The 25,519-nt window shown below is 70.2% G+C and carries 16 protein-coding genes; 11 read left to right on the forward strand and 5 right to left on the reverse strand.

Annotation, left to right across the window (positions count from 1 at the left end; translation table 11 throughout):
• The first annotated feature begins 31 nt into the window (after nt 1–31).
• Entirely contained in the window at nt 32–1,057 is a 1,026-nt protein-coding gene (locus tag BLU82_RS06200; protein ID WP_197682765.1) for a Gfo/Idh/MocA family protein, read from the forward strand.
• Nucleotides 1,058–1,150: 93 nt separating this feature from the next.
• Here the strand turns inward: BLU82_RS06200 and BLU82_RS06205 are convergent, their stop codons facing one another.
• Nucleotides 1,151–3,826 (reverse strand): PQQ-binding-like beta-propeller repeat protein, encoded by a 2,676-nt coding sequence (locus BLU82_RS06205; RefSeq protein WP_157740640.1) that lies wholly within the window; start codon nt 3,824–3,826, stop codon nt 1,151–1,153.
• 75 nt (nt 3,827–3,901) lie between these two features.
• On the opposite strand from BLU82_RS06205, the gene BLU82_RS06210 reads away from it, so the two are divergent.
• The 10 genes from BLU82_RS06210 to BLU82_RS06250 all read left to right on the forward strand — a co-directional run bounded on the left by BLU82_RS06210 (nt 3,902) and on the right by BLU82_RS06250 (nt 14,389).
• On the forward strand, nt 3,902–4,984 hold the full coding sequence (locus BLU82_RS06210; RefSeq protein WP_255367114.1) for a LacI family DNA-binding transcriptional regulator: 1,083 nt from the start codon (nt 3,902–3,904) through the stop codon (nt 4,982–4,984).
• A gap of 79 nt (nt 4,985–5,063) precedes the next feature.
• A complete protein-coding gene (locus tag BLU82_RS06215; RefSeq protein ID WP_092617187.1) occupies nt 5,064–6,095 on the forward strand; it encodes a Gfo/Idh/MocA family protein in 1,032 nt (343 codons plus the stop codon).
• Nucleotides 6,092–7,033 carry an acetylxylan esterase gene (locus BLU82_RS34030; RefSeq protein WP_157740642.1) on the forward strand — a complete coding sequence of 314 codons (942 nt, stop codon included), beginning with the start codon at nt 6,092–6,094 and terminating at the stop codon, nt 7,031–7,033. The genes BLU82_RS06215 and BLU82_RS34030 overlap by 4 nt, the downstream gene beginning before the upstream one ends.
• Nucleotides 7,030–8,028 (forward strand): hydroxyacid dehydrogenase, encoded by a 999-nt coding sequence (locus BLU82_RS34035; RefSeq protein WP_157740644.1) that lies wholly within the window; start codon nt 7,030–7,032, stop codon nt 8,026–8,028. The genes BLU82_RS34030 and BLU82_RS34035 overlap by 4 nt, the downstream gene beginning before the upstream one ends.
• 191 nt (nt 8,029–8,219) lie before the next feature.
• On the forward strand, nt 8,220–9,452 hold the full coding sequence (locus tag BLU82_RS06225) for an ABC transporter substrate-binding protein (protein ID WP_157740646.1): 1,233 nt from the start codon (nt 8,220–8,222) through the stop codon (nt 9,450–9,452).
• A complete protein-coding gene (locus BLU82_RS06230; RefSeq protein WP_197682766.1) occupies nt 9,430–10,431 on the forward strand; it encodes a carbohydrate ABC transporter permease in 1,002 nt (333 codons plus the stop codon). Before BLU82_RS06225 ends, BLU82_RS06230 begins: the two co-directional genes overlap by 23 nt.
• Nucleotides 10,428–11,312, forward strand: a complete 885-nt coding sequence (locus BLU82_RS06235) for a carbohydrate ABC transporter permease (RefSeq protein ID WP_092617196.1) — start codon at nt 10,428–10,430, stop codon at nt 11,310–11,312. The genes BLU82_RS06230 and BLU82_RS06235 overlap by 4 nt, the downstream gene beginning before the upstream one ends.
• Nucleotides 11,313–11,349: 37 nt before the next feature.
• Entirely contained in the window at nt 11,350–12,300 is a 951-nt protein-coding gene (locus BLU82_RS06240; protein WP_157740648.1) for a carbon-nitrogen hydrolase family protein, read from the forward strand.
• A gap of 77 nt (nt 12,301–12,377) precedes the next feature.
• Nucleotides 12,378–13,367 (forward strand): Gfo/Idh/MocA family protein, encoded by a 990-nt coding sequence (locus tag BLU82_RS06245; protein WP_092617202.1) that lies wholly within the window; start codon nt 12,378–12,380, stop codon nt 13,365–13,367.
• Nucleotides 13,364–14,389 carry a Gfo/Idh/MocA family protein gene (locus tag BLU82_RS06250; protein WP_092617205.1) on the forward strand — a complete coding sequence of 342 codons (1,026 nt, stop codon included), beginning with the start codon at nt 13,364–13,366 and terminating at the stop codon, nt 14,387–14,389. The genes BLU82_RS06245 and BLU82_RS06250 overlap by 4 nt, the downstream gene beginning before the upstream one ends.
• Nucleotides 14,390–14,893: 504 nt before the next feature.
• Here BLU82_RS06250 and BLU82_RS06255 read toward each other — a convergent pair.
• Genes BLU82_RS06255 through BLU82_RS06270 form a run of 4 tightly spaced genes read right to left on the reverse strand, consistent with a single transcriptional unit; the run spans nt 14,894 to nt 25,451 of the window.
• Nucleotides 14,894–17,413: a PQQ-binding-like beta-propeller repeat protein gene (locus BLU82_RS06255; RefSeq protein WP_092617208.1), complete on the reverse strand. Its 2,520-nt coding sequence runs from the start codon at nt 17,411–17,413 to the stop codon at nt 14,894–14,896.
• A gap of 52 nt (nt 17,414–17,465) precedes the next feature.
• A complete protein-coding gene (locus tag BLU82_RS06260) occupies nt 17,466–20,000 on the reverse strand; it encodes a PQQ-binding-like beta-propeller repeat protein (protein ID WP_092617211.1) in 2,535 nt (844 codons plus the stop codon).
• Between the two features lie 37 nt (nt 20,001–20,037).
• Nucleotides 20,038–22,464, reverse strand: a complete 2,427-nt coding sequence (locus BLU82_RS06265) for a hypothetical protein (protein WP_092617215.1) — start codon at nt 22,462–22,464, stop codon at nt 20,038–20,040.
• Between the two features lie 38 nt (nt 22,465–22,502).
• Complete coding sequence (locus tag BLU82_RS06270; RefSeq protein ID WP_092617218.1) at nt 22,503–25,451, reverse strand: hypothetical protein; 2,949 nt, start codon at nt 25,449–25,451, stop codon at nt 22,503–22,505.
• Nucleotides 25,452–25,519 lie beyond the last annotated feature (68 nt).

Consider the following 25,519-nt stretch of genomic DNA (forward strand, 5'->3'; position numbering starts at 1 on the left):
GTCGGACCGTCCGCGCGGAAGAGGAGCGACCGTGGCAGCAGCGACACTCGGCGTCGGCATCGTCGGCCTGGGCAGCATCGGGGTGACCCACGCGCGAGCCCTGCGCGACGTCGAGGGGGTCGAGGTCCGCGCCGTCAGCGGCGGACGGCCGGACGCGGCAGCGGCGGCCGGGTGGCCGGAGGCCGTCAGGCTGTCGCCGGACGCGGTCCTGCGCCACCCGGGCGTCGACGTCGTCGCCGTGTGCGCGCCGACGCAGTGGCACGCCCCGCTCTCCGTGGCCGCCGTCGAGGCCGGTCGGCACGTGGTCGTCGAGAAGCCGCTGACCACCACCGTGGCCGACGCCGTCCGGCTGGCCGCGCTGCAGCGTGAGCGCGGGCGGCTGGTGGCCATGGTCGCGCAGCGCCGCTTCGAACCCGAGTACGCCGCCCTGAAATCACTGGCCGACGCCGGGCGGCTGGGCGCGATCCGGCTGGGCGCCACCCACGTGCATTGGCACCGCGACGACGCCTACTACGCGGCGGCGCCGTGGCGGACGTCCATGGCCGGTGGCGGCGGTTCACTGCTGAACCAGGGCGTGCACAACGTCGACCTACTGCGCTGGCTGTGCGGGCCGGTCGAGGAGATCACGGCCCAGTACGCGACGCTCGGCCGCGACATGGACGCCGAGGACACGACGGTCGCGACGCTGCGGTTCGCCTCGGGCGCGCTCGGGCTGGTCAGCACGTCTACGGCGACGCCGCCCGGTGCGCCGGCCACACTGGCCCTGCACGGCTCGTCCGGCGTCGTCGAGCTGGGCCAGGGCGAGGTGCTGCGATGGGACGTGCAGGGGGTGCCCGCGCCCTCGTCGGACGACCAGGTGGCCAGCGGCGCCGCCGACCCGCTGGCGATCGGCGCCGCCGGGCACGCCCGCATGTGGCGGGCGATCGTCGAGGCGATCGGGTCGGGGGAGCGCTACGGCGCCGACGCCGAGGACGCCGTCGACACCGTCCGCCTGCTCTGCGGCATCTACGAAGCGGCCCGGTCCGGCACGCGCGTGCGCCTGAAGGATCTCGCGTGACGTCTTCACCAGCGGGGTAGCGACCGCGGAGCGTTCGATCGCGAGCAGCCCTGCGCCTCCCGGGTCACGGAAGGCGCAGGGCTGCTCGCCGGTTCAGTTCAGCGTGAACTCGACGGTGGTGGTGTTGCCGGCGACGTCGTGGACCACCAGGACGTTCTCCCCGTGGATCGCGCCGAACCGCGGCGGCGCGATGAAGTTGACGTCGGACCACACGTTGTCGGTCAGGTCCTTCTCGGTGCCGTTCAACGTGACCTTGTCGATCTTCCCGGCATCATGCAGCTTGAAGCTGATCAGGTCGTACGTCTCGCCGGTGGCGACCGTGTACGAGGGTCCGCTCTTGATCGTCGCCCTCGGTGCCGTGCCGTCGATCGTGACCGTGAACGAACCCGTCCTCGACACGTTGCCAGCCAGGTCGTGCGCGTTGTACTTGACGGTGTACCGCCCGTCGGGCAACCGAACCGTGGCGGTGTGCGACGCGGACGTCGCGCCGTCGGCAGGGCTCTGCGTGCTTGTGACGAGCGAGCCGTCGCGATAGACGTTCGCCACGATCTTCTCCAGGCCGGCGTCGTCGGCCGCATCGACCTGAACGGCCAGCTCCCGGAACGGGCCACCGGTCGTGGGTGACGCCAACGACACCGTCGGCCGCACGTCGTCCTCCGGCGGGGGCGGGCTGTCGGGGGTGTACCGGAAGAGGTGCTGCGATCCGTAGTAGGCGAGGAAGTACAGGTTGCCCTCGTCATCGGCGTGCAGCCGGGAGCCCTTGCCGACGCCCACGTTGCTGACTTCGAGGGTCGCCGGGTCGATGCGCACCAACCGATTGCCCAGAGAGGCGTACATCCGGTGGTCCTTGCTGGAGTAGGAGAGGTATCCCCAGGACCAGTAGCTGCCGGTGCCGTATCCGCTCCCGAGGATCGTGACCTTCCGTTCCACCTGCCGGGTCGCTGGGTCGTAGATGAACAGGATGTCCTCGGCGACTCCCCAGATCTTGCCGTCAGGCCCGACCGTGAGGCCGGTGACGCCGCGTCGGTCCGGCACCGGGATGATCTCGCGGACCTTGGTGTCGGTCTTCGGGTCCCAGGTGATCAGGTACGCCTCGGTCTGTCCGCTGTCGGGGTGGCCGTTGCCGCCGTCGACGTTGGTGCCGAGGTAGACCATCCCGTCGCCGGGGTTGTACACGGCTGAGGACACACCCTGATCGACGGCGACTTCGGTGCGGTAGTGCTCGACCGTCGAGGTGGCGAAGTCCCATACCGAGATACCGCCCTGGTTGAGGCCGTACCCCGGAATCGAGCCCATGTAGGCCTTATCCTCGACCGGGTCGTAGGTCATGGTGATCGGCCGGTCGAAGCCCTGCGCCGTGCCGGTGAACAGGGTGCGCGGCGCCACCGACGGCGCCTTTGGATCGTAGACCTGGAACGAGCTGCCGGTGTAGGCGCCGAGATACATCAAGCCGTCGCGGACGATCGAGGACTCGTACTGCCGGGAGACCTGCAGGGTCGGGTACTCGATGCCGGTGCCGGTGGTGTCCACCCGGGCGAGTGAGCTCATGTAGCCGGCCGCCCACATCGTGTTGTCCGGGCCCGGCAGGACGGTCTCGAGCACCGTCGGCTGGGCGAAGGAGAACGGGTGCAGGGACGGACTGGCCGGAGTGTCCAGGTCCAGCGCGAAGGAGCCGGTGCCTGACAGTCCGAGCAACCGAGTCGAGTCGTCCGGGTCGGCGACCGCGTCACTGAGGTAGCTGCCGATGTCGGCACCGGTGGCGGCGACGCTCCGGCCGCTGAGGCTGTAGCTCCACAGCTGCTTTCCGTTGGAGAACAGCACCTTGTCGGCGTCGGTCGGGTGCGCGACGAAGGTGTGCCCCTGGACGCTGAGCCTCCCTCCTGCGTTGCCCCAGTACTCGGTGTTTCCGTCGAGGTCCATGACGAGGAGCTTCTTCGACGTGTAGCCGCGGGCGAACACTCGATCACCGATGACGGTCACCGAGGAGATGAAGCTCTCAGTCGAGATTCCGGGCTGCTCGAGCTCGTTGGTGATCCGGACAGCGGCACGGGTGTCGACGTCCAGCCTCCACACGGCAGGGTCGGCCGAGCCGGTCGAGACGAACAGATCGTTGCGTTCGGCATCGTAGGAGACGTAGCGGACATACTGGGACTGGGCGGGATCGGCCGGCCCCCAGGGTTGGTGACCCCAGTTCTCCAACGTGCCCGTGTCGGGATGGAACTGCCACAGGTCACCCTTCGGATAGGTCCCGATGAACACCGAATCGCCCGGCCCGCGCGAGATCTGCCATGGATAGGCGTTTTTCGGAGCGGCGGGATCGATCGGGCCGAGGTCCTCGACCGTCTTCGTGGCGGGGTCGTAACGGTGCAGGGCGTAGTCGTGGTACGTGGAGAAGTACACCCGGCCGTCCGCCGCCACCACCGAGCCCCAGGTGTTGTCGGCGCCAGGAATCGGGAAGGTGCGCAGGGTCTGCCCGGTCTCGAGGTCGAAGACGACGAACGTCCCGGGCTGGTCGGTGTCGCCGATGCCTTTGAACATCTGGTACCCGACCGCCCGGCCGTCCTCGATTCCCACGACGGGCACGCCGGGGATCTGCGACTTGACCGGGGCGCCCAGATAAGAGATCGCCGGGTCACCGTCGAGGATCTCCCGGACGACGGGGTCATTGCTGGCCGGCTGCCCGTCCGCGGCGGCGTGTGGTGCCGTCAGGAACGAGACGGACAGCGCCGCGGTGGCTAGGGCTGCTCGCCAGCGCAACCTTCGATTCATGGCGCAACTCCTCTGGTGCGACTCGACGGATGAGGTCGCGCACCATGCTGGCCAGCCGTGGAGAAGTCCTGCAAGATGTTCCAATTCTGTTACAACCCGGAGGGTGGGTCAGTGGACAAGCGTCCGAACCTGCGAGCGGTCGCCGCACGCGCCGGCGTCTCGGTGGCGACCGCGTCGCGCGCGCTGAACACCGGCCGTCCGGTCGCGTCCGCGACGCGGGAACGGGTGCTCGCCGCGGTCAAGGAGCTCGGCTACGCGGTGGACGCGCGCTCCTGGCGGCCTCGCCCGATGGTCGGGGTGATCGTTCCGGTGATGAGGCACCAGGTGATCGCCGAGATCGTCGCCGGAGTCGAGGAGGCTACGTCCGACGCGGGACGGTACTGCGTCTGCGCGGTCAGCCACGCCGACCCCGATCGTGAACTCGCCCAGCTGGCGGCGTTCGTCAACGACGACCGGATCGGCAGCGTCATCCTCGCCGGTGGCTTCCAGCTCACGGCCGACTACGCCCGCCGATTCATGCGGATCACCCGCGAATTCCGTGATCGGGGCAAGCCGCTGGTCCTGAGCGGCCGCGCGACCACCATGGAGCGTGACCTGGATGTGCCGGGCGTGGTGGTGCTCGACTACGACAACGTCGGCGGCGCGTCGGCGGCCGTGGGGCTGCTGGCCTCCCGTGGGCACCGGACGATCGCCCTCGTGCGTGGCCCCACCGGCAACACCACGAGTGACGCCCGCAGCGCCGGGTACCGCGAGGCACTCGACCACTTCGGTCTGCCCTTCGACGGCGGGTTGGTCCGGACCGGGGATCGGGAAGCGAGTCACGGCCACGCGGCGACCATCTCGCTGCTGGCCGAGCGTGCCGACGTCACGGCCATCTTCGCAGAGAGCGACGAGCTCGCCATGGGTGTCCTGCAGGCGGCGCATTCCATCGGGCGGCCCGTGCCCGACACGCTGTCGGTCGTGGGTTTCGACGACCAGCACAACGCCGGCTATCTCGTGCCGGCGCTCACCACCGTGCACATGCCGTTCGCCGAGCTCGGTCGGCGAGCGGCCCGGATCGCCCTGGGTGAAGAGGCGGTACGGCCGGGTGGAGCACGGCTGCTGATCGGGACCCACCTGATCATGCGCTCCTCGGTGGCCAGCCCGGGCCGGCGGTAACGCGCCTGCAAGCGGTTGCAAACACCGTCCGCAGCATCTACGCTGAGCCGCGATCGGGCGGAACGGCGACGGGAGACGCATGGTCATTCGGCAGACGGGCGCGGCTGTCCGGCTCGCGGTCCTCGGCGCCGCACATGGGCACGTCGGCTTCGCCCTGGACGAGGCCGCGCGGCGCGACGACGTCGTCCTGGTGGCGGCGGCCGAGTCGGACGCCGCGTCGCGGTCGGCCTTCCTGGCTGGCCTGGGCGACGTGCCGCTGTACGACGACGTCGCGACGCTGCTGGACCGGCACGAGGTGGACGTCGCCGTCGTCGCCGGGGTCTACGCCCAGCGCGGCGCCGCCGCCGTAGCGGCGCTGGAGGCAGGCGCTCACGTCCTGGCCGACAAGCCGCTCTGCACGTCGCTTGAGCAGCTCGACGCCGTCGCCGCCGCGGCGGCGCGGACCGGCCGGCACGTCTCGGTGATGTTCGAGAAGCGGTTCTACCCGGCGACGCTGGCCGCGCGCCGGCTGCTGGACGACGGCACGCTCGGGGACCTCGCCCTGGTCGCCAGCACAGGCCCGCACAAGCTGCGGCTGGCGGACCGGCCGCCGTGGTTCCTGCGCCGCGACGGCTACGGCGGCATCGCCGCCGACCTTCCCGTGCACGACATCGACCTCGTGCTCGCGCTGTCCGGTGCGACGTCGGGAACGGTGGCGGCGCTGACCGGCACCACCGGCGCCGCCGGTGGCGCTGATTTCGACGACCACGTGGCGGTGCTGCTGCGAGCGGGCTCCGCCGCGGCGACGCTCGAGGCGAGCTGGCTCTCGCCGGAGGCAGCCGACCTGCATGGTCACTATCGGATGCGGCTCACCGGCAGTCGCGGGACCGCCGAGCTGGACTGGGCCTATGGCACGGTGCAGGTGGCCACGCACGACCGTGCCCCGTGGTCCGAGCCCCTGCCGCCCGGCCGCCCGCCAGCCGCGTACTTCTTCGACGCCGTGGCCGCCGGCGCCGAGCCGGAGATCTCGACCGCCGCGAGCCTGCTCGCCACCCGCGTCGCGTTGCTCGCCCAGGCTAGTGCCGACTCCGGCGGTTCGCCGCTGCCGTGGTCGGCTGCGGGGCATGAGTGACGGCGGCCGGCGGTGCGGGGGAGGAGACCGCGCTCCGCGCCTGGTGGACGACCTGGCTCGGCGCGGTGCGCGATCCCGAGGGGACCTTCGCCGTCGACGCCCAAGTGCCGGACGCTTCCGGTGTGCGGCGCCACACCGTCCGTCTGACCTCCTACGGCTCGGTGCTGGAGGCGGCGCTCGTGGCGCCGGACCAGCCGGGCCGCCTGCCCGCGGTGGTGGTGCCGTTCTACGAGGTCGCGACGGTGCTGGGCGAGCGCACCGAGCGCACCCGCGGCTGGTCCGACGCCCGGCTGCGGTCGTACTCGTACGGCCGTCACCTGGTGGACCGCGGCTTCGCGGTGCTCGCCGTCCCGTGGTGGTTCGAGCGGGTGGCCGGTCCGGCGGACGCGACGGCGTCGCTGCACGAGCGCTACGGGCCGCCCGCGGCCCGGCACCGGGCGTCGCTGCCCATGACGGGTCTCGGCCGCGGCGTCGCCGACCTGCTGCTGGCCGTCGACGCGCTGACGTCGGTGCCGTGGATCGACCCCGCCCGCATCGGCGCCTTCGGGCATTCGCTCGGCGCCAAGCTCGTCCTGCACCTGGCCGCCCTCGACGTGCGCATCGGGGCGGCGGTCGCCCACGAGGCCGGTCTGGGCTTCGCCCACTCCAATTGGTCCGATCCCTGGTACCTCGGCGCGCACGTCCCTGCCGAACGGGACCAGGACCAGCTGCTGCGGCTGGTGGGGCGGCGGCCGTTCCTGCTGGCCGGCGGAGGCGACTCCGACGGCCGGCACAACGAGGACCTGGTCGGCCGGGCGGGAGCGGCTGGGGTGCGGACGCTCTACCACGACAACGGGCACGCCCCGCCCGATCACGTCCTGGCCGCCTGCTATGCCTGGCTGGCCGCGGAGCTCGATCGACCCGACCCATCACGGCAGAAGAGGAACGCACGCACATGACCGACCTGAAGGTCTACGTCGCCATCCGCCCGGACGAGTTCGACCGGCTGTACACGCCGGAGGCGCAGCAGCGACTTCGCTCGCTCGCGCAGATCGACGTCGCCGCCGGCGACGGCAGGGCGGTGCTGCCGGACGACGTCGCGAGCGGCTACGACGCCATCCTCACGTCCTGGAGCACCGCGCCGTTCCTGCCTGGAGTGGTGCGCGGCCCGCGGCTGCGCCTGGCGGCGCACACCGCCGGTTCCGTCCGCGGGCTGTTCCCGCGCACCACTCTCGAGAACGGGCTCCGGCTCACCCAGGGCGGCGCCGCCGCGATGGCGCCGGCGGTCGCCGAGCTGGCCATCACGCTGGTGCTCGCGCTGCTGCGCAACCTGCACCGCCACGACCGCGAGCTGTGGACGAACCGCGACTGGGCGGCGGCGCGCGAACCGGAGCTCGGCCGGTCGTTCGCGGCCCGCCGGGTGGGCGTCGTGGGCCTGAGCCGCGTCGGCCGCCACTTCGCGTCGATGGCGCGCGGACTGGGGGTGGCGACGGTCGCCGCGTTCGACCCGTACGCCGACCCCGCGTCGGCCGACGGCGTCGAGCTGGTGGGGCTCGACGAGCTCTTTGCGACGTGCGACGTCATCAGCGTCCACGCGCCGTCGACGGACGAGACCCGGCACCTGGTCGGCGCACGCCAGCTGGCGGCGCTGCCGGACGGCGCGGTCGTCGTCAACACCGCGCGCTCCTGGAGCGTCGACCAGGACGCGCTGCTGCGCGAGGTCGCGTCCGGCCGGCTCCTCGCCGGCCTCGACGTCTTCGACGAGGAGCCGCTGACGGCGGACAGTGGCTTCCTCGGGCTGCCGAACGTCATCGTCACCCCGCACGTCGCCGGCGGCACCGTCGAGGCCCGCCACCAGCAGGGCGACATCGTCGTCGACGAGCTCGGCCGCTTCGCCGCCGGTGCGCCGCTGCAGCACGAAGTGACCGTCGACGCCTACGACCGCCTCGCCTGACGTCACAGAGCGGTCTCGGCCGAATTCGAATGCTTGACGGGCCGCAACGGCCCGGCTAGGTTATTGCAACCGCTTGCAGTGGCGCCAGGCTCGGCCGGCCGCAGCGGCCCTCGAGGGCGTGCAAGCGGACACAGAACCCAGGCCCGGAAAGGGACATCATGGGAAAGACGAAGGTCACACGGTATGCGGCAGTGGTTGCCGGCCTGACGCTGTTCCTGGCCGGCTGCGGCGGCGACGACGCGAACGAGGCGGCGTCCGGCGACCCTGACTCGGTCGAGGGGAAGGTCGTCTTCTGGACCTATCCCATCGGCACGACCGGGGAAGACAGCTACTGGGCTCCAGTCGTCGACCGGTTCAACGAGGAGTACCCGGACGTCGAGGTCGAGGTCATCGTCCAGCCGTTCCAGGGCCGCGAGGAGCAGCTCACGACGTCGCTGGCCGGTGGTGAGGCGCCGGACGTCGTGTACTTCAACCCGGACTTCATTCCACGCTTCGTGGAGGAGGGATTCCTGGAGCCGGTCGCCGACGTGATCGAGGACGACGTCGACGACTTCCGGCAGGCGGGTCTGGACGCGATGACGTACGACGGTGAGCTCTACGGCGTGCCGTGGCTGATGGGCGTCAACTCGATGATCTGCATCACCACCGTCCTCGAGGCGGCCGGCGTTGAGTGCCCGAAAACGTGGGACGACGCTCTGGCCATCGCGCCGGCGGTCAAGGGTGCGGGGTACTACCTGACGCAGTACGAGGGCGCCATCGAGGTGACCCTCAACGGGACCTTCTACCAGCAGTTGCGCACAGCCGGTGGCGAGGTGCTGAACGAGGACATGACCGAGGCAGCGTTCAACGGGCCCGAGGGCGTCCGGGCGCTGGAGATCCTGCGTGAGCTCGCCGAGAACGAGTACGTGCCGCAGCAGAGCCTGACGGTGCTCGAGCCGTTCGAGCAGACCGCCGCGGGCCTCGGTGAGGTCGCGTTCATGCCGTACAGCGGGCTGGCGGCGGTGTCGAACATCGTCGACCCGGCCACTCTTGAGGTCGGTCCCCCCATCGAGGACGCCGCGCAGTCGACCAACGGCACGGTCGGCGGTCTGTCGATCTTCAACACCAGCGAGAACATCCCGGCCGCCAAAGCATGGATCGACTTCCTGACCTCCGAGGCGGAGATGGAGTCGTTCTTGACGACGGCGGGCGGCTACCACTCGCCTCGTGCGTCGATCACCGGCCTGTTCGCCGACAACCCGAAGCTCGCCGCGCAGGAGGAATACCTCGACCTCGTGTGGCCAGGGCTCTTGCACCCGCAGGCCCGGGAGATCATGGACCTGATCTCGCCGCACGTCCAAGCCGCGATCCTTGGCCGCGTCGAGCCGCAGGCCGCTCTCGACGCCGCCGCCGACGAGGTCAATGGCCTCCTGGACCGGGGCTGAGCGACGTCATCCTGTGCCGGGTGAGGTCACCGTGGCCTCACCCGGCACCCCAATTCACGAGGAGAGGCCGATGGCCGTAGCTGCGCAAGCGCCTCCGGAGCAGCGCCGGAAGGCCTGGTGGAAGTCGGACAAGGCGGTGATCGCCTACGTCTTCATCCTGCCGTACGTCGTCCTGTTCCTGGTCTTCCGTATCGCGCCGACGTTCTTCGCGATCTTCCTGAGCTTCACGGACTGGAAGATCTCCGGCGCGTACGAGATCATCGGCCTGGACAACTTCACCAGGCTGTTCCAGGACCCGGTCTTCTGGAACGCACTGCGGGTCACCGCGGTGTACACGGTCATCGCCATCCCGTTGACGGTGGGGATCTCGCTCGCGATGGCGGCGCTGTGCGACCGCAGCCTGCGTGGCATGAGCATCTATCGCTCGATCTTCTTCCTGCCCGTTGTCACCAGCGCGGTGATGTCCGGCATCATCTGGGTGTGGATCTTCGGTCAGGAAGGCCCGCTGAACTGGCTCCTCGGCCTGGTGGGACTCGGGCCGTTCGGCTGGCTCCAGAGTGACACCCTGGTGCTGCCGTCGCTGGCGATCGTGAGCGCCTGGCAGAACTTCGGCTACGACATGCTGATCCTGCTCGCCGGCATGCTGGCGATTCCGAAGGACTACTACGAGGCCGCGAGCCTCGACGGCGCCAACGCATGGCAGCGCTTCCGGCACGTGACCGTGCCTCTGCTCAAACCGGCCCTGTTCTTCGTGATCGTCCTGGAGATCATCAAATCGTTCCAGGTGTTCGACACGATCTTCGTCATGACCGGCGGCGGTCCGGTCCGTTCCAGCTACAGCCTGACCTACATGATCTACGACCAGGGCTTCGCCTACTTCGACTTCGGCTACGCCAGCGCAGCGGGCGTCGTGCTGCTGGTCATCACCTTGATCACCTCACTCGTGCAGCGCCGGATGATGGGGAGGAACAAGGCATGACGACGACAACGGCGCCACCCACCGGCGCGCCCCCGGCCGCGGACCGGAGCGCGGCTATGCCGCGTCGCCGGTCGCGGCGCAGGCGCCCCAGCCCGGTGCACCTCCTGCTGATTCTCGCCGCGGTGGCCACGGCCTTCCCGTTCTACGCGATGATCGCGATCTCCCTGCAGCCCGGCGAGGCCATCAGGCTGCCCGATTCGCTCATTCCGTCGGTCATCTCCTTCGACGGGTACCAGGCGGCTCTGAGCGGTTCGCGCATGGCGACGTGGGCGCTGAACTCGACGATCTACTCCGTCGTCTCCGTCGTGCTCGTGCTGGTCTGCGCCTCGATGGCCGGCTACGCGTTCGCCAAGAAGCGGTTCTTCGGCAAGGAGCTGATCTTCTGGTCGTTCGTGGCGATGCTGATGGTGCCGGGTCACCTGACGCTCATTCCGCAGTTCATCATCGTGTCGGAGATGGGCGGCCTGAACACGATGTGGGGACTCATCGCCCCGACCATCGCGAACGTCCAAGCGATGTTCCTCATGCGTCAGTTCATCCAGGACATCCCCGACGAGCTGATCGAGGCTGCCCGCATCGACGGCGCAGGCGAGTTCCGCATCTACTGGTCGATCGTCCTGCCACAGACCAAACCGATCATGGTCACGCTCGGCACGTTCGTGTTCCTGTGGCACTGGAACGACTTCCTCTGGCCGTTGGTGTCGCAGCGATCGCCGGAGCACTACACCTTGACGGTGGGCATGAACAGCCTCCTCGAAGAACAGGCGCCCCTCGCCACGACCATGGCCGGTGCGGTGATCATGTTCATCCCGACCCTGATCATCTTCGTCGTCCTCCAGCGCCACTTCGTCCGCGGCGTCGTCCTGAGCGGCCTGAAGTAGGCCGGATGGGTGAGGCGAATCGTTCGTGGTGAACCGGGTGACGGTGGCGACCGTGTCGGCGGAGCCGCTGCGGCTGGGCGCGGAGGTGCGGCCGGCCGACGCGGGTCAGCGGATGATCGCGCACTGGCGGGACCGGCTGGAGACGGTGCGGTACGCGCGGCCGGACCTCGTGGTGCTGCCCGAGCACTGCGACCGGCCGGCGGCGAGCTACCCGGCGGACCTGCTCGAGGAGTACTTCCAGGTCCGCGGCGACCGGGTCCGGGACGCGTTCGTCGAGCTGGCCGCGGAGATCGGCGCCAACATCGCCTACTCCGGTCTCCGGGTGACCCCCGACGGCCGGTTCAACTCGACGCAGCTCATCGACCGTCGCGGCGAGATCGCCGGCGTCTACGACAAGACCTTCCTGACCGATGGCGAGGCCGTCACGCTGACACCCGGCACCGGCGCTCGGGGCATCCAGCTCGACTTCGGTCTGGTCGCGCCGGCGATCTGCTTCGACCTGAACTTCGACGAGTTGCTACGTGACGTGGCCGGGCTGGGGCCGGACCTGGTGGCGTTCAGCTCGGCGTTCCACGGCGGCTCCCTCCAGACCCACTGGGCATATACGGCTCGGGCCCACTTCGCCGGCGCCGTCTACCCGCCGGCGAGGAGCGCGGTGCTGAGCCCGTTCGGCGAGGTGATCGCGTCCAGCACGAACTATCGCCATGAAGCCGTGGGGACGGTGAACCTCGACACGGTGCTGATCCATATCGACCACAACGGACCGAAGTTCGACGCGATCCGGCGCGAGTACGGGCCGGACGTCCGTATCCACGATCCCGGACTGATCGGCGTCGTGGCCCTGAGCTCGGAACGCGAGGGGCTGTCCGCCACAGACGTCATCGAGCGATTCGAGCTCGAACGGCTCGACGAGTACTTCGCCCGGGTGCGCGAGCGTCAGCCACGGCGCTCCGGGTCTCCCTTGACGCGTCGTTCGCCGGGTCGCTAGGTTTGCAACCGCTTGCACGACGATGACGATGGCGGTCCGTGCAGCAGGCGGTCCGGCGCGGAGCGAAGGAGAGAAGCGTGTCCACACCACCTACGGTGGCGGTCATCGGCGCCGGCGGCGTCGCACAGGTGCACGTGCCCGCGTGGCAGGAGCTCGGCGTGCGGCTGCGGGTGTTCTCCGAGCAGTACGGCGACGGGCTGCGGGACCGGTTGGGTCCGGACGTCATCGCGGGGAGCCTCGCCGAGGCGCTCGACGGCGCCGACGTCGTCGATGTCTGCACGCCGACGCACACGCACGCGGAGATCGTGCGGGCCGCTGCGGCCGCCGGCTGCGACGTCGTCTGCGAGAAGCCGCTGGCGCTGACCTCGGAGCTGGCGACGCAGCTGATCGCCGACTGCGAGAGCGCCGGCGTCGGGCTGTATCCGGCCCACGTCGTGCGGTACTTCCCGGAGTACGCCGTCATGCAGCGACATGTCGCCGCGGGTGGCGTGGGCCGCATCGCGGTGCAGCGGTTCTCGCGGTCCGGCGCGAGGCCGAGGGCGGCCTGGTTCGCCGACGCGGCGCTCAGCGGCGGCATCGTCATGGACCAGATGATCCACGACCTCGACCTCGCTCGCTGGACCGCCGGCCCCGTGCGGCAGGTCTTCGCCCGGTCCGTCGAGACCGACGAGGTGGTCAGCGCCCAGGTCGTCCTCACCCACGAGAACGAGGCCCTGAGCTACGTCAGCGGGGCGTGGATGCCGCCGGGCAGCAGGTTCCGCACCTGGTTCGAGGTGGCCGGTAGCGACGGCCTCGTCCATCATGACTCCGCCCGGCAGGCGTCGCTGACGTTCGACGGCGGTGCCGGCAACGACGGCCGGGGGCTGCTGCCGCCGCGGTCGTTCACCGAGAGCCCGTACACGACGGAGCTGCGGGAGTTCCTGGCCGCCTGCACCGGCGGACCGGCGCCCCGGGTCAGCGCCGCGGACGGACTCGAGGCCGTCCGCCTTGCCGAAGCAGCGAATCTTTCGATGCGCACCGGCACCGCGGTCCGCATCACCGCCGGCGACCACAGGAGCGTGGCATGAACCGCCCCCCACTGCGTATCGGCCTGTTGTCCTTCGCGCATCTGCACGCCGCCTCCTACGCCAGAGTGCTGGCCGGTATGCCCGACGTGGAGGTGCTGTCCACGGACCCCGGCCACGAGGCGCGTCCGGACGGCGAGATCGGCGGCGCGGCGGCCGCGGAACGCTTCGGCGTGCCGTACGCCGACGACATCGACGCGCTGCTGGCGTGGCGGCCCGACGCGGTGGTCGTGTGCTCCGAGAACGTCCGCCATCGCGAACACGTCGAGCTGCTCGCCGCGGCCGGTGTGCACGTGCTGTGCGAGAAGCCGCTGGCGACCTCCGTCGAGGACGCGACGGCGATGGTCAAGGCGTGCGAGGCCGCGGGCGTGCACCTGATGGTCGCCTTCCCGGTGCGGTTCTCCCCGGTGTTCGCCGCGCTGCGCCAGCGGCTCGACGACGGTCAGTTGGGCCGGATCTGCGCCGTGACCGGGACCAACAACGGCCGGGTGCCGGGTGGCCGGGCCTGGTTCACCTATCCGGACCTCGCCGGTGGAGGCGCGCTCACCGACCACACGGTGCACGTGGCCGATCTGATGGACGCGCTCCTCGGTGGCGCGCGGCCGCGCAGCGTCTACGCCCAGGCCAGCAACGTCCTGCACCCCGAACTCCGGGTCGAGACGGCCGGTCTGGTCTCCATCGAGTACCCGGGCGGTATCGTCGCCACCATCGACTGCAGCTGGTCCAAGCCGGACGGCTACCCGATCTGGGGCGGTCTCACGCTGCAGGTCGTGGGGACGGCGGGTGCGGCCGACCTGGACGCGTTCGCCCAACTGGTGACCGGCTTCTCCCAGTCGCGAGGCGCGGCTGTGAACCTCTCCTACGGAGTCGACGCCGACGCCCTGCTGCTGGCCGAGTTCGTCGACGCGATCCGCGAGGGCCGGACGCCGCAGCCCGACGGCTACGTGGGCCTGCGCACAGTGGAGATCGTCGAGGCGGCGTACGCGTCGGCTGGGTCCGGGGAGCCGGTCACCCTGTCGCCGTAGCCGAGCCGGCCGCCTTCCTGGACGAACAGCACACGGCGCCACGACGGCGAGCGGCTCCGACGGCGACAGCGCGAGGTTGCGCGCCCACGGTTCCCAGCCGGCGTCCGGGCACCACGTGGCAGGGGGCGTCGGCCCCGGCCGCTGCCGTTTCGGCTCCCTTGCCCGCACCGCGCCGTGGGGGTAGGTATGACCCGCCCCTTCAGGGAGGGTGCCCACACTACTGGTGGGCACCGACAACGTCGCTCGGCTCGGCTCGCGGTTCGCCTGGCTGGTACGGCGGCCGCAGTTCCTCGGTGGCCCTCTTCGAGCGTGCCGCCGGTGAGCTCGGCGCTCATGGCCGGGCGCAGCTGCGACGTCCGATACCAGCCGAGGACGCAGCTACCCGCTCGTCACCTGCCGGACTGCGTCGGTGACGAGCGGGTAGCAGTGCGCGTGCGGGTCGTTTCTCGAGGATCCGGCCGAGGGGCGGACCTGCTCAGCGGCTGGACCGGCTCACGGTTGTGCTCAGAGATTCGCGCACTGGCGGGTGGCGAGCCCGGTGACGGTGTTGGGGGTGCCGTCGTCGGTGGGAGGGGGCTCGTTGCCGACGCATACGAGAGCGCCGGTGATGGTGTTGCCGGCGACGACCGGGGGCTCGGCGGCGGTGTTGTCGACGAGCCGCACCGGTCCGGTGATGTCGTTGCCGCTGAGGGTGACGACCGAAGTGGTGCCGGTGATGCTGACGAGCCCGCCGATCGAGCTGTCCGTGATCGTGACGAGGGCCGCGGCATCGGCACGGACGGAGCCGGTCACCTCGGCATCGGTCACGACGAGGCCGGCGCCGGCGCCGACGGAGACCGGTCCCGCCACCGTGGCGCCGGTGACGCAGGTGGTGCCCTCGGTGACGGTGAGTGGCCCGTCGTGGCCGTCGGCGATGGTCGTGTCGCACACCACCGGATCCGGGACGTCGTACTCGTACACGTGGATGCCGCTGGAGAAGACGATGTCGCCGTCGGCGTCGACGTTGGCGTAGTTGCCGACGCCGTTCACGAGAAGGGTGTACTCCATGGTCTCGGGGTCGATGCGGAACAGCGAGTTGCGGTTGGTGCCGTAGACGTTGCCGTCGGCGCCGGTCCGCAGGTAGGCGTAGGCCCAGACGGTGCTGCTGCCGTAGCGGTGGCCCAGCAGCTTCTCGGAGTAGACGATCTGCTCCTGTGCGGGGTCGTACTTGAAGACGGTGTCTTCCGACACGCCCCAGATGAGCCCGTCCGGGCCGAGCATGAGGCCGGTGACGCCCTCGTCGCCGGCGACGGGCACGAAGTCGTGCACCTTCTGGCCGGTGTCGGGGTCGAAGACGACGAAGTGCGCCTCGGTCTGGGTCGACGGGGGCGCGCCGAGGCCGCCGTCGATCGTCGTGCCGGCATAGACCAGCCCGTCGTGGTAGAGCACCGAGATGACCGACTGGTCGGTGACCACCTCGGTGGTGTGGACGGTCTTCGTCCCGGTGCCGAAGTCGTACTGGGTGAGCGCGCCCTGATGGTGTCCGTAGTAGGCCACCGTGCCGACGAACACCCGGTCGTTCTGTTCGTCGTAGGCCATGCCGAACGGCCGGTCCTGGTTCTCGGCCTTGAGATCGAACAGCAGCTTCGGCGCCGCGCCCGAGGCCGGGTCGTACTCCAGCAGCTTCCCGTTCCCGTACGCGCCGAGCAGCATCTTCCCGTCGCGAACCGCGGAGGACTCGTACTGGCCGGACTGCAGCGTGTCACCGATCTCGCCGTCCGCCGAGAACGGCGTGAGGCCTGTCGGGTAGCCGGAGGCGTACAACGAGTCCGGCCCGGTGAGGATCTTCTGGACGAGCACCGGGTTCCGGTACTCGACGGGGTGCGCGGCCGAGGTGGCGGTCTGCGGGTTGTACAGCGTCGTGCCGTTGTTGGTCGCCGCGACCATGGTCCAGCCCGGCCAGGCCGGGTCGTCGAGCTGCGTCCACCACGAGTCGTTCAGCACTCCGTGATTGCGCACACCGAGATCCCGGACGCTTCGCGTGGCGGCGTCGTATTCGGCGAACGTCCCGCTCGCCGAGGAGAACACGTACCTGGCGGGTGCGCCGGGAACGGCGGCGACGTGGTAGCCGAAGGCTTCCCGGCCGGTCCCGGTCCAGTACTCCACCTCGTCGTCGGCGTTGATGACGAGCAGCTGGCTGGACCCGCCGCGGGCGAACAGCCGGCCATCGACGAACGTGAACGTGCTGATGAACGACTCGTCCATGGCGCCGGGCGTGGTCTCGTCGCTCAGCAGGGCCGTCTTCGTGCCGTCGGGCGCGACCTTGTAGAGCTGGGCGCGGTTGCCGCCGACGCCGACGTACAGGTTGCCCCGCTCCAGGTCGTAGGCCAGCGCCTTGATGTACGGCTGGCTGGGATCGACCGCGCCCAGGTTGGTGATCGAGTCGTCGGCGGGGTCGTAGCGGTAGAGATAGCCGTTCGGGTACGACCCCAGGTACATGCGCCCGTCCTCCGCGGCGGCGAGACTCCACACGTTCCCGTCGCGCGGCGACTCCGGATTCACCAGCCCGATCTTGCGCAGCTGGGTGGTCGCCGGGTCGTACACCCACAGGTTGTTGTCGGTCGTCGTGACGAAGTAGATCCGGCCGTCCGTCGATGCGCGCAGCTCCATGGAGAAGTCCGCCCCCGGCAGGCCGAAGGTCCGGACGATCTCGCCGGTCGTGGCGTCGGCGACGACGAACGTGGCCGGAGCCTCGGAGTCACCCGCGCCCCGGAAGATCGCGTAGAACCTGGGTGCGCCGTCCTCGAGCCCGATGAGGGTGTTCTGGACGTGGCGGCTGGTCACCGGGGTGCCGGTGTAGGACAGCCGCGGGTCCTGGGCGAGGACGTCCTCAGGTTCCGGGTTCGGTGGCAACGCGGGCGGCGCGGCCGTCGCCGCGGCGCCCGGGTCTGCGGCGCTCGCCCGGGGGAGGGCGAGCGCCGCACCCGCGAGCACCAGCATGACGGCGACCGCCAGGGCGAGCAGCCGCGTCGGCGGCCTGGACACAGAGGTTTCGTACATCGCTACCTCGCAGGTCATGGGTCGGGTGGGCTCGGGTTCAGAGGTCGGCGCACTGGCCGGTTCGGGGTCCGGTGACGGTGTTGGCGTCGCCGTCGCTGACGGGTGCCGGGTCGTTGCCGGAGCAGGCGAGCGGGCCGGTGATGGTGTTGCCGCCGACGACGGGTGGCGCGGTGGTGGTGTTGCCGGTGAGCTCGACCGGGCCGGTGATGTCGTTGCCGGTGACGGTGAGCGTGCCGGTGGTGCCGGTGACGTGGGTCGGGCCGCTGATGGTGCTGCCGGTGATGGTGACGGTGGCCGCCGTATGCGCCCGGACGGGTCCGGTCACCTCGGAGCCGGTCAGGACGAGGCCGGCGGCCGCGCCGACGGTGACCGGTCCCACCACCGTGGCGTCGGTGACGCACGTGGTGCCCTCGGTGACGGCCAGCGGGCCGGTTTGGGTGCCGGTGATCTCCTGGTCGCAGACGACGGGGCCGGGCACGTCGTACCTGAAGATGTTGATGCCGCTGGAGAACAGGATGTCGCCGTTGGCGTCGACGTTGGCGTAGTTGCCGACGCCGTTGACCAGCCGGGTGTACTCCATCGTCTCGGCGTCGATGCGGAACAGCGAGCCGCGGTTGGTGCCGTAGACGTTGCCGTCGGCGCCGGTCACGAGGTAGGCCCAGGCCCAGACGGTGCTGGTGCCGTACCGGTTGACCAGCAGTTTCTTGGAGAACACGATCTTCTGCTGCGCGGGGTCGTACTTGAAGACGGTGTCCTCCGACACGCCCCAGATGAGCCCGTCCGGGCCCACCATCAGTCCGGTGACGCCCTCGTCACCGGCGACGGGCACGAAGTCGTGCACCTTCTGGCCGGTGTCGGGGTCGAACACGACGAAGTGCGCCTCGGTCTGGCCGGACGGGGGAGCGCCCAGGCCGCCGTCGAGCGTCGTGCCGACGTACAGCAGCCCGTCGTGGTGCAGGACGGAGATGACCGACTGGTCGGCGACCACCTCCGCGGTGTAGACGCTCTTCTTCCGCGTGGCGAAGTCGTAGACGGCGAGTGCGCCTTGGTTGTTGCCGTAGTAGGGCACGGTGCCGACGAACAGCCGGTCGTTCTCCTCGTCGTAGTCCATGGCGAAGGGCCGGTCCTGGTCCTCGGCCTTGAGGTCGAACAGCTGGCGCGGCGCCGTGCCGGCGGCCGGGTCGTACTCCAGCACCCTGCCGTTGCCGTACGCGCCGAGCAGCATCTTCCCGTCCCGGACGGCCGACGACTCGTACTGACCGCTCTTGAGCGTCGCTCCGGCGTCGCCGGTGACGGAGTCGAACGGGGTGAGCCCCTCCATGTAGCCGGAGGCGTACATCGAGTCCGGCCCGGTGAGGATCTTCTGGATCGCCACCGGATTGCTGAACTCGATCTCGTGCGCGACCGATTCACCCGTGGTGAGGTTGATGCGCGCGACGCCCTCGCTGGTGGCAGCCACCATCGTCGGCCCCGGCCAGTCCGGGTCGCCGAGATCGGTCCAATAGGCATCGTTCAGGTAACCGTTGTTCGGGATGCCGAGGTCCCGCTTGGTCCCGGTGGCGGCGTCGTACTCCCAGAAGGTCGAGCCGTAGGTGAAGACGTACCTGCCGGGCGCGTCCGGGCGTTCGGACACGTGGTAGCCGAACATCTCCTTGCCCGAGTCCGTCCAGTACTCGACCTGGTCGTCGGCGCCGATCACGAGCAGCTGGCTGGACCCGCCGCGGGCGAACAGCCGGTCCCCGGTGAAGGTGAACGAGAACACGAACGACTCGTCCTGCAGCCCGGGCGCGTTCTCGTCGGTGATCAGAGCGGTCGTCGTGCCGTCGGACGAGACCTTGTAGATCTGCGCCCGGCTGCCGCCGACACCCACGTACAGGTTCTGCCGTTCGAGGTCGTACGCCATGGCGCGGATGTACGACTGGCTGGGGTCGACCTGACCGAGGTTCGTGACTGTGCCGTCCGCCGGGTCGTACAGGTAGAGGTGACCCTTGGGGTAGGTGCCGACGTACATCTTGCCGTCCTCGGCGGCGGCCAGCGACCAGACGTAGCCGTCCGTCGGGGTCTCCTCGTTGAGTGGGCCGAGGTTGGTGACGTCCTTCGTCACCGGGTCGTAGACCCAGAAGTTGTAGTCGTAGGTCGTGCCGAAATAGACCTTGCCGTCCGTCGCGGCTCGCACCTCGGTCGCGTGCGAAGCACCTGGCAGGTGAAGGGAGCGAACGAGCTCGCCGGTCAGGGCGTCGGAGACGACGAACGCCGCCGGGCTGTCGGTCTCGCCCGCACCCCGGTACACCCCGTAGACCACCTGCCGGCCGTCCTCCTCGCCCATCACCATGTTGGTGATGATCTTCGTCGTGACCGGTGCGCCGAGATGGGACAGCCGCGGGTTCTGCGCGACGACCTCGTCCGGGGCCGGGTTCGGTGGCAGGCGAGGAGGAGTGGCCGTGGCACCGGCGACCGGCTCGGTGGCCGCGCCGTTCAGCGGCTCGGCGGTGGCGGCGCCCGTCAGGACGAGCGCGCCGGTCGCCGCGAGAGCGAAGAGTCGCGTCCGGGCGCGGTTCAGGAGACGGTACATCGCTACCTCGCAGGTCATGGGTCGGGTGGGCTCGGGTTCAGAGGCCGGCGCACTGGCCGGTGCGGGGTCCGGTGACGTCGTTGGGGTCGCCGCCGTCGACGGGTGCGGGGTCGTTGCCGGTGCAGGCGAGCGGCCCGACGACGGTGTTGCCGCCGACGACCGGTGGCGCCGTGGTGGTGTTGCCGGTGAGGGCGACCGGCCCGGTGAGCCGGTTGCCGGTGAGGGTGAGCGTGCCCGTGGTGCCGGTGAGGTGGATCGCCCCGGTGATCCGGGAGTCGGTGATGACGACCGCGTCGGCGCCGGTGGCCGTGATGGGGCCGCTGACGGTGGCGCCGGTGACGCAGAGCGTGCCGTCGGTGACGACGAGCGGTCCGGCGTGGGTGCCGGTGATCTCCTGGTCACACACGATCGGTTCGGGGACGTCGTACTTGAACAGGTGGACGCCGGTGGAGAACAGGATGTCGCCGTTGGCGTCGACGTTGGCGTAGTTGCCGGCGCCGTTGACCAGGCGGGTGTACTCCATGGTGTCGGCGTCGATGCGGAACAGCGAGCCGCGGTTGGTGCCGTAGACGTTGCCGTCGGCGCCGGTCACGAGGTAGGCCCAGGCCCAGACGGTGCCGCTGCCGTAGCGGTGGCCCAGCAGCTTCTCGGAGTAGACGATCTGCTCCTGCGCGGGGTCGTACTTGAAGACCGTGTCCTCGGAGACGCCCCAGATCAGGCCGTCGGGGCCGACGGTGAGGCCGGTGACGCCCTCGTCGCCGGCGACCGGTACGAAGTCGTGCACCTTCTGGCCGGTGTCGGGGTCGAAGACGACGAAGTGCGCCTCGGTCTGGGTCGACGGGGGAGCGCCCAGCCCGCCGTCGAGCGTGGTGCCGACGTAGAGCAGGCCGTCGTGGTAGAGCACCGAGATCACCGACTGCTCCGACACGATCTGCGTGGTGAAGACGGTCTTCTCCTTGGTCGCGAAGTCGTACATCGCGACGGCGCCCTGATGGGTGCCGTAGTAGGGGACGGTGCCCATGAAGACGCGGTCGTTCTGCTCGTCGTAGTCCATGGCGAACGGCCGGTCCTGGTCCTCGGCCTTGAGGTCGAACAGCAGCTTCGGCGCCGCGCCCGAGGCCGGGTCGTACTCCAGCAGTTTCCCGTTGCCGTACGCGCCGAGCAGCATCGTCCCGTCGCGGACGGCTGACGACTCGTACTGGCCGGACTGCAGCGTCGCCCCGATCTCGCCGGTGACCGAGTCGAACGGCGTGAGCCCGATCATGTAGCCGGAGGCGTACATCGAGTCCGGCCCGGTCAGGATCTTCTGCACGGTCACCGGGTTGGCGAAGTCGACCGTGTGCAGCTCCGAGCGGCCGGTCGTCGGGTTCATCAGGACGCTGCCGCCCTGGGTGGCGGCGAGCATGCTGTAGCCCGGCCACTCGGGGTCGTCGAGCTCGATCCAGCGGCTGTCGTTGAGGTAGGTGTTCGTCTTGATGCCGAGGTCGCGCGTGGTCGCGGTGGCGGAGTCGTACTCCCAGAAGTTGGTGCCGTAGCCGAAGATGAACTTCCCGGGCGCGTCCGGGCGGGCGGAGACGTGATAGCCGAACGCCTCCTTGGCGCCGCCCTTCCAGTACTCCACCGTGTCGTCCGGCCGCATGACCAGCAGTTGGCTGGACACGGTGCGGGCGAACAGCCGGTCACCGGTGAAGGTGAACGTGTTGATGAACGTCTCGTCCATCAGGCCGGGCGCGTTCTCCTCGGTGATGAGGGCGGTCTTCGTCCCGTCGGCCGTGATCTTGTAGACCTGCGCCCGGGTGCCGCCGACGCCGACGTAGAGGGTGTCGCGGCCGAAGTCGTAGGCCAGCGCCCGCACGTACGCCTGAGTCGGGTCCACCGCGCCCAGGTTCGTGAACGACCCGTCGGCGGGGTCGTACTCGAACAGGTAGCCCTTCGGGTACGTGCCGATGAACATGGTGCCGCCGGGGCCGGCGGTCATCGTGATGGGGTAGCCGTCGCCGGGCTTGTCGGCGTTGATGAAGCCGAGATCGGTCACCTGCCGGGTGGCGGGGTCGTACTCCCACAGCTTGTAGTCGTGGTTGGTGCCGATGTAGACCTTGCCGTCGGTGGACGTGCGGATCTCGAAGTTCCCCTCGGCGCCGGGCAGCGGCAGCGCGCGGATGACCTCGCCGGTGTTGGCGTCCGCGACGACGAGCGTGCACGGGTTGTCGGTGTCGGCGTGGCCGCGGTAGGCGCCGTAGGTGACGGCCCTGCCGTCCTCCTCGCCGAGCACCGAGTTGGTGGTGATCTTGCTGGTCACGGGCGTGCCCAGGTAGCTGATCGCCGGGTCCTGGGCCAGCACGTCCTCAGGGGTCGGGCTGGACGGCAGGGGCGGAGGCGTCGCGGCGGCGGACGGCGGCCCGGCGAGTGCCGCGCCGGTCAGCGCGAGCCCCGCGGCGGTGACCAGGGACAGGATTCGGTGCATGGGCTACCTCGCTTGTCGTCGGGTCGGGAGGCGCGTGGTCAGAGGCCGGCGCACTGGCCGGCGCGGGGTCCGGTGACGGTGTTGGGGTCGCCGCCGTCGACCGGCGCGGGGTCGTTGCCGGTGCAGGCGAGGGCGCCCGTGATGGTGTTGCCGCCGACGACGGGTGGCGCCTCGGTGGTGTTGCCGGTGAGGGCGACCGGCCCGGTGAGCTGGTTGCCGGTCAGGGTGAGCGTGCCGGTGGTGCCGGTGACGTGGATCGGCCCGGTGATCCGGGAGTCGGTGATGACGACCGCGTCGGCGCCGCTGGCGGTGATGGGGCCGCTGACGGTGGCGTCGGTGACGCACAGCGTGCCCGCGGTGACGGCCACCGGCCCGGTGTGGGCGCCGGTGATCTCCTGGTCGCACCGGAGCGCGTCGGGGACGTCGTACTTGTACACGTCAACGCCGTGGGAGAAGAGGAGGTCGCCGTTCGCGTCGACGTTGGCGTAGTTGCCGACGCCGTTGACCAGCAGCGTGTACTCCATCGTCGCCGGGTCGATCCGGAACGCCGAGAACCGGTTCGTGCCGTAGACGTTGCCGTCGGCGCCGGTCACCAGGTAGGCGTAGGCCCAGACGGTGCTGGTGCCGTAGCGGTGGCGCAGCAGCTTCTCGGAGAAGACGATCTCCTCGGTCGCGGGGTCGTACGTGAAGACCGTGTCCTCCGACACGCCCCAGATCAGCCCGTCCGGGCCCGCCATCAAACCGGTCACGCCCTCGTCGCCGGCGACCGGGACGATGTCGTGCACCTTCTGGCCGGTCTCGGGGTCGAAGACGACGAAGTGGCCGTCGGTCTGGCCGGACGGCGGCGCGCCGAGGCTGCCGTCGACGGTCGTGCCGGCGTACACGAGCCCGTCGTGGTAGAGCACCGAGATCACCGACTGGTCGGTGACGATCTCGGTCGTGTAGACGCTCTTCTCGCCCGTGGCGAAGTCGTACTGGGTGAGCGCGCCCTGGTTGGAGCCGTAGTAGGCGACGGTGCCGACGAACAGCCGGTCGTTCTCCTCGTCGTAGTCCATGCCGAACGGCCGGTCCTGGTCCTCGGCCTTGAGGTCGAACAGCAGTCGCGGCGCGGCGTCGGCGGCCGGGTCGTACTCCAGCACCCGGCCGTTGCCGTACGCGCCGAGGAGCATGGTGTCGCCCCGGACCGCCGACGACTCGTACTGGCCCGACTGCAGCGTCTCGCCGGCCTCGCCGGTCACCGAGTCGAACGGCGCGAGCCCGACCATGTAGCCGGAGGCGTACATCGAGTCCGGCCCGGTGAGGATCTTCTGCACCGTGACGGGGTTGGCGAAGTCGATGGTGCGCGGCTCGGACCGGCCGGTCGCCGGGTTCATCAGCACGGTGCCGTCCTGGGTGGCGGCGAGCAGGCTGTAGCCGGGCCACTCGGGATCGTCCAGCTGCACCCACCGGCTGTCGTTGAGGTATCCGTTCGTCTCGATGCCCAGGTCGCGGGTGGTCGCGGTGGCCGAGTCGTACTCCCAGAACGTCCGGCCGAACGTGAAGACGTACGTCCCGGGGGCGTCCGGGCGGGCCGCGACGTGGTACCCGTGCGCCTCGTTGCCCTGGCCCTTCCAGTACTCCACCGTGTCGTCGGCCCGGATGACCAGCAGCTGGTTGGAGACCCGGGCGAAGAGGCGGTCGTCGACGAAGGTGAACGTGCTGACGAACGACTCGTCCATGGCGCCGGGCGTGGCCGCGTCGCTGAGCAGCTCCGTCGTGGTGCCGTCGGGCGCCACCTTGAAGATCTGGGCCCGGGTGCCGCCGGTGCCGACGTAGAGCGTGTCGCGCTCGAAGTCGTAGGCCAGGCCCTTGATGTAGGCCTGGGTCGGGTCGACCGCGCCGAGGTTGGCGATGGAGTCGTCGGCCGGGTCGTACCGGTACAGGTAGCCCTTGGGGTACGTGCCGATGAACATGGTGCCGTCGGGCCCGGCGGTCATGGTGAAGGCGTGGCCGTCCCTGGGATTCTCCGGGTTGAGCGGCCCGATGTCCCGGAGCTCCTTGGTGCCGGGGTCGTAGGACCACAGGTGGAAGTCGGGGGTGGTGGCGAAGTAGACGGTGCCGTCGGTCGAGGCCCGCGTCTCGAACGTCCCCTCGGCGCCGGCGGCCGGGAGGGCGCGGATGACCTCGCCGGTGTCGGCGTTCGCCACCACGAACGTCGCCGGGTGATCGGTGTCGGGGTGGCCACGGTAGACGCCGTACGTGACGGCCGTGCCGTCCTCCTCGCCGAACACCGCGTTCGTGGTGATCTTGCTGGTGACCGGCGTCCCCAGGTGCGAGATCGCCGGGTTCTGCGCGACGACGTCCGCCGGCGTGGGGTCGGTCAGCCGGGGCGGCTCGAGGGCACCGGCGGTGACTGTGACGGTGTCGAAGTAGCCGGCGCCGCGCGGGGTGGTGGCCGAGTAGAGCAGGACGGTGCCGGTGACCGCGCCCTCGGGGGCGGTGGCGGTGATCGACGTCGTCGTCCACGCGCCGCCGGTCTCGCCCTGCGGGGTGGCGACGTTCGTGAGGCGGGTGCCCTCGGCGTCGTAGAAGCGCAGGTAGACGGCGAGCTGGTCGCGGTCCACGCGGGTCATCGCCGCAGCCGTGTAGGCCCGCCGCACCTCGACGTCGAAGGGATCGCTCTCGATGGCGACGCCGTAGACGCCGGAGTCGTCGGTGATCGACAGGCTGTGGGTGCCCTCGTGCGCCGCGTCCTCGGTGACGGCGTACGAGGTGTCCGGCCGCGCCGAGCCCACCAGCTGCCAGCCCGGGATGACGCCGTCGGTGACAGGCTCCTCGAACGACGGGTTGGCCAGGACCGGATCCGCCGCCGTGGCGACCGGCGCGCCCGATGCCGGAACCGCCCCCGAGGCCAGCAGGGCGGTGGCGCCGAGAAGCGCGGCGGCGCGGGCCGTGAGGCGACCGCGCCGCCGCGGGCCGTGGTGTCCGTTCGCGTGCCGGGAAGTCATCGCGACTAGCTCCCTTTCCTTGCCGGAATGGAACCGAGCGCCGCGCATGCAAAGGGAGCGGCCAGAGC

Origin of the sequence: Jiangella sp. DSM 45060 (genome assembly GCF_900105175.1) — a bacterium.
Taxonomy (GTDB): Bacteria; Actinomycetota; Actinomycetes; order Jiangellales; family Jiangellaceae; genus Jiangella.

What these genes read in the sequence shown, in the direction of transcription:
- BLU82_RS06205 (WP_157740640.1), bottom strand. Translation starts at nt 3,826, where the DNA reads ATGAATCGAAGGTTGCGCTGGCGAGCAGCCCTAGCCACCGCGGCGCTG.
- BLU82_RS06210 (WP_255367114.1), top strand. Translation starts at nt 3,902, where the DNA reads ATGTTCCAATTCTGTTACAACCCGGAGGGTGGGTCAGTGGACAAGCGT.
- BLU82_RS06215 (WP_092617187.1), top strand. Translation starts at nt 5,064, where the DNA reads ATGGTCATTCGGCAGACGGGCGCGGCTGTCCGGCTCGCGGTCCTCGGC.
- BLU82_RS34035 (WP_157740644.1), top strand. Translation starts at nt 7,030, where the DNA reads ATGACCGACCTGAAGGTCTACGTCGCCATCCGCCCGGACGAGTTCGAC.
- BLU82_RS06230 (WP_197682766.1), top strand. Translation starts at nt 9,430, where the DNA reads ATGGCCTCCTGGACCGGGGCTGAGCGACGTCATCCTGTGCCGGGTGAG.
- BLU82_RS06235 (WP_092617196.1), top strand. Translation starts at nt 10,428, where the DNA reads ATGACGACGACAACGGCGCCACCCACCGGCGCGCCCCCGGCCGCGGAC.
- BLU82_RS06250 (WP_092617205.1), top strand. Translation starts at nt 13,364, where the DNA reads ATGAACCGCCCCCCACTGCGTATCGGCCTGTTGTCCTTCGCGCATCTG.
- BLU82_RS06260 (WP_092617211.1), bottom strand. Translation starts at nt 20,000, where the DNA reads ATGTACCGTCTCCTGAACCGCGCCCGGACGCGACTCTTCGCTCTCGCG.
- BLU82_RS06265 (WP_092617215.1), bottom strand. Translation starts at nt 22,464, where the DNA reads ATGCACCGAATCCTGTCCCTGGTCACCGCCGCGGGGCTCGCGCTGACC.
- BLU82_RS06270 (WP_092617218.1), bottom strand. Translation starts at nt 25,451, where the DNA reads ATGACTTCCCGGCACGCGAACGGACACCACGGCCCGCGGCGGCGCGGT.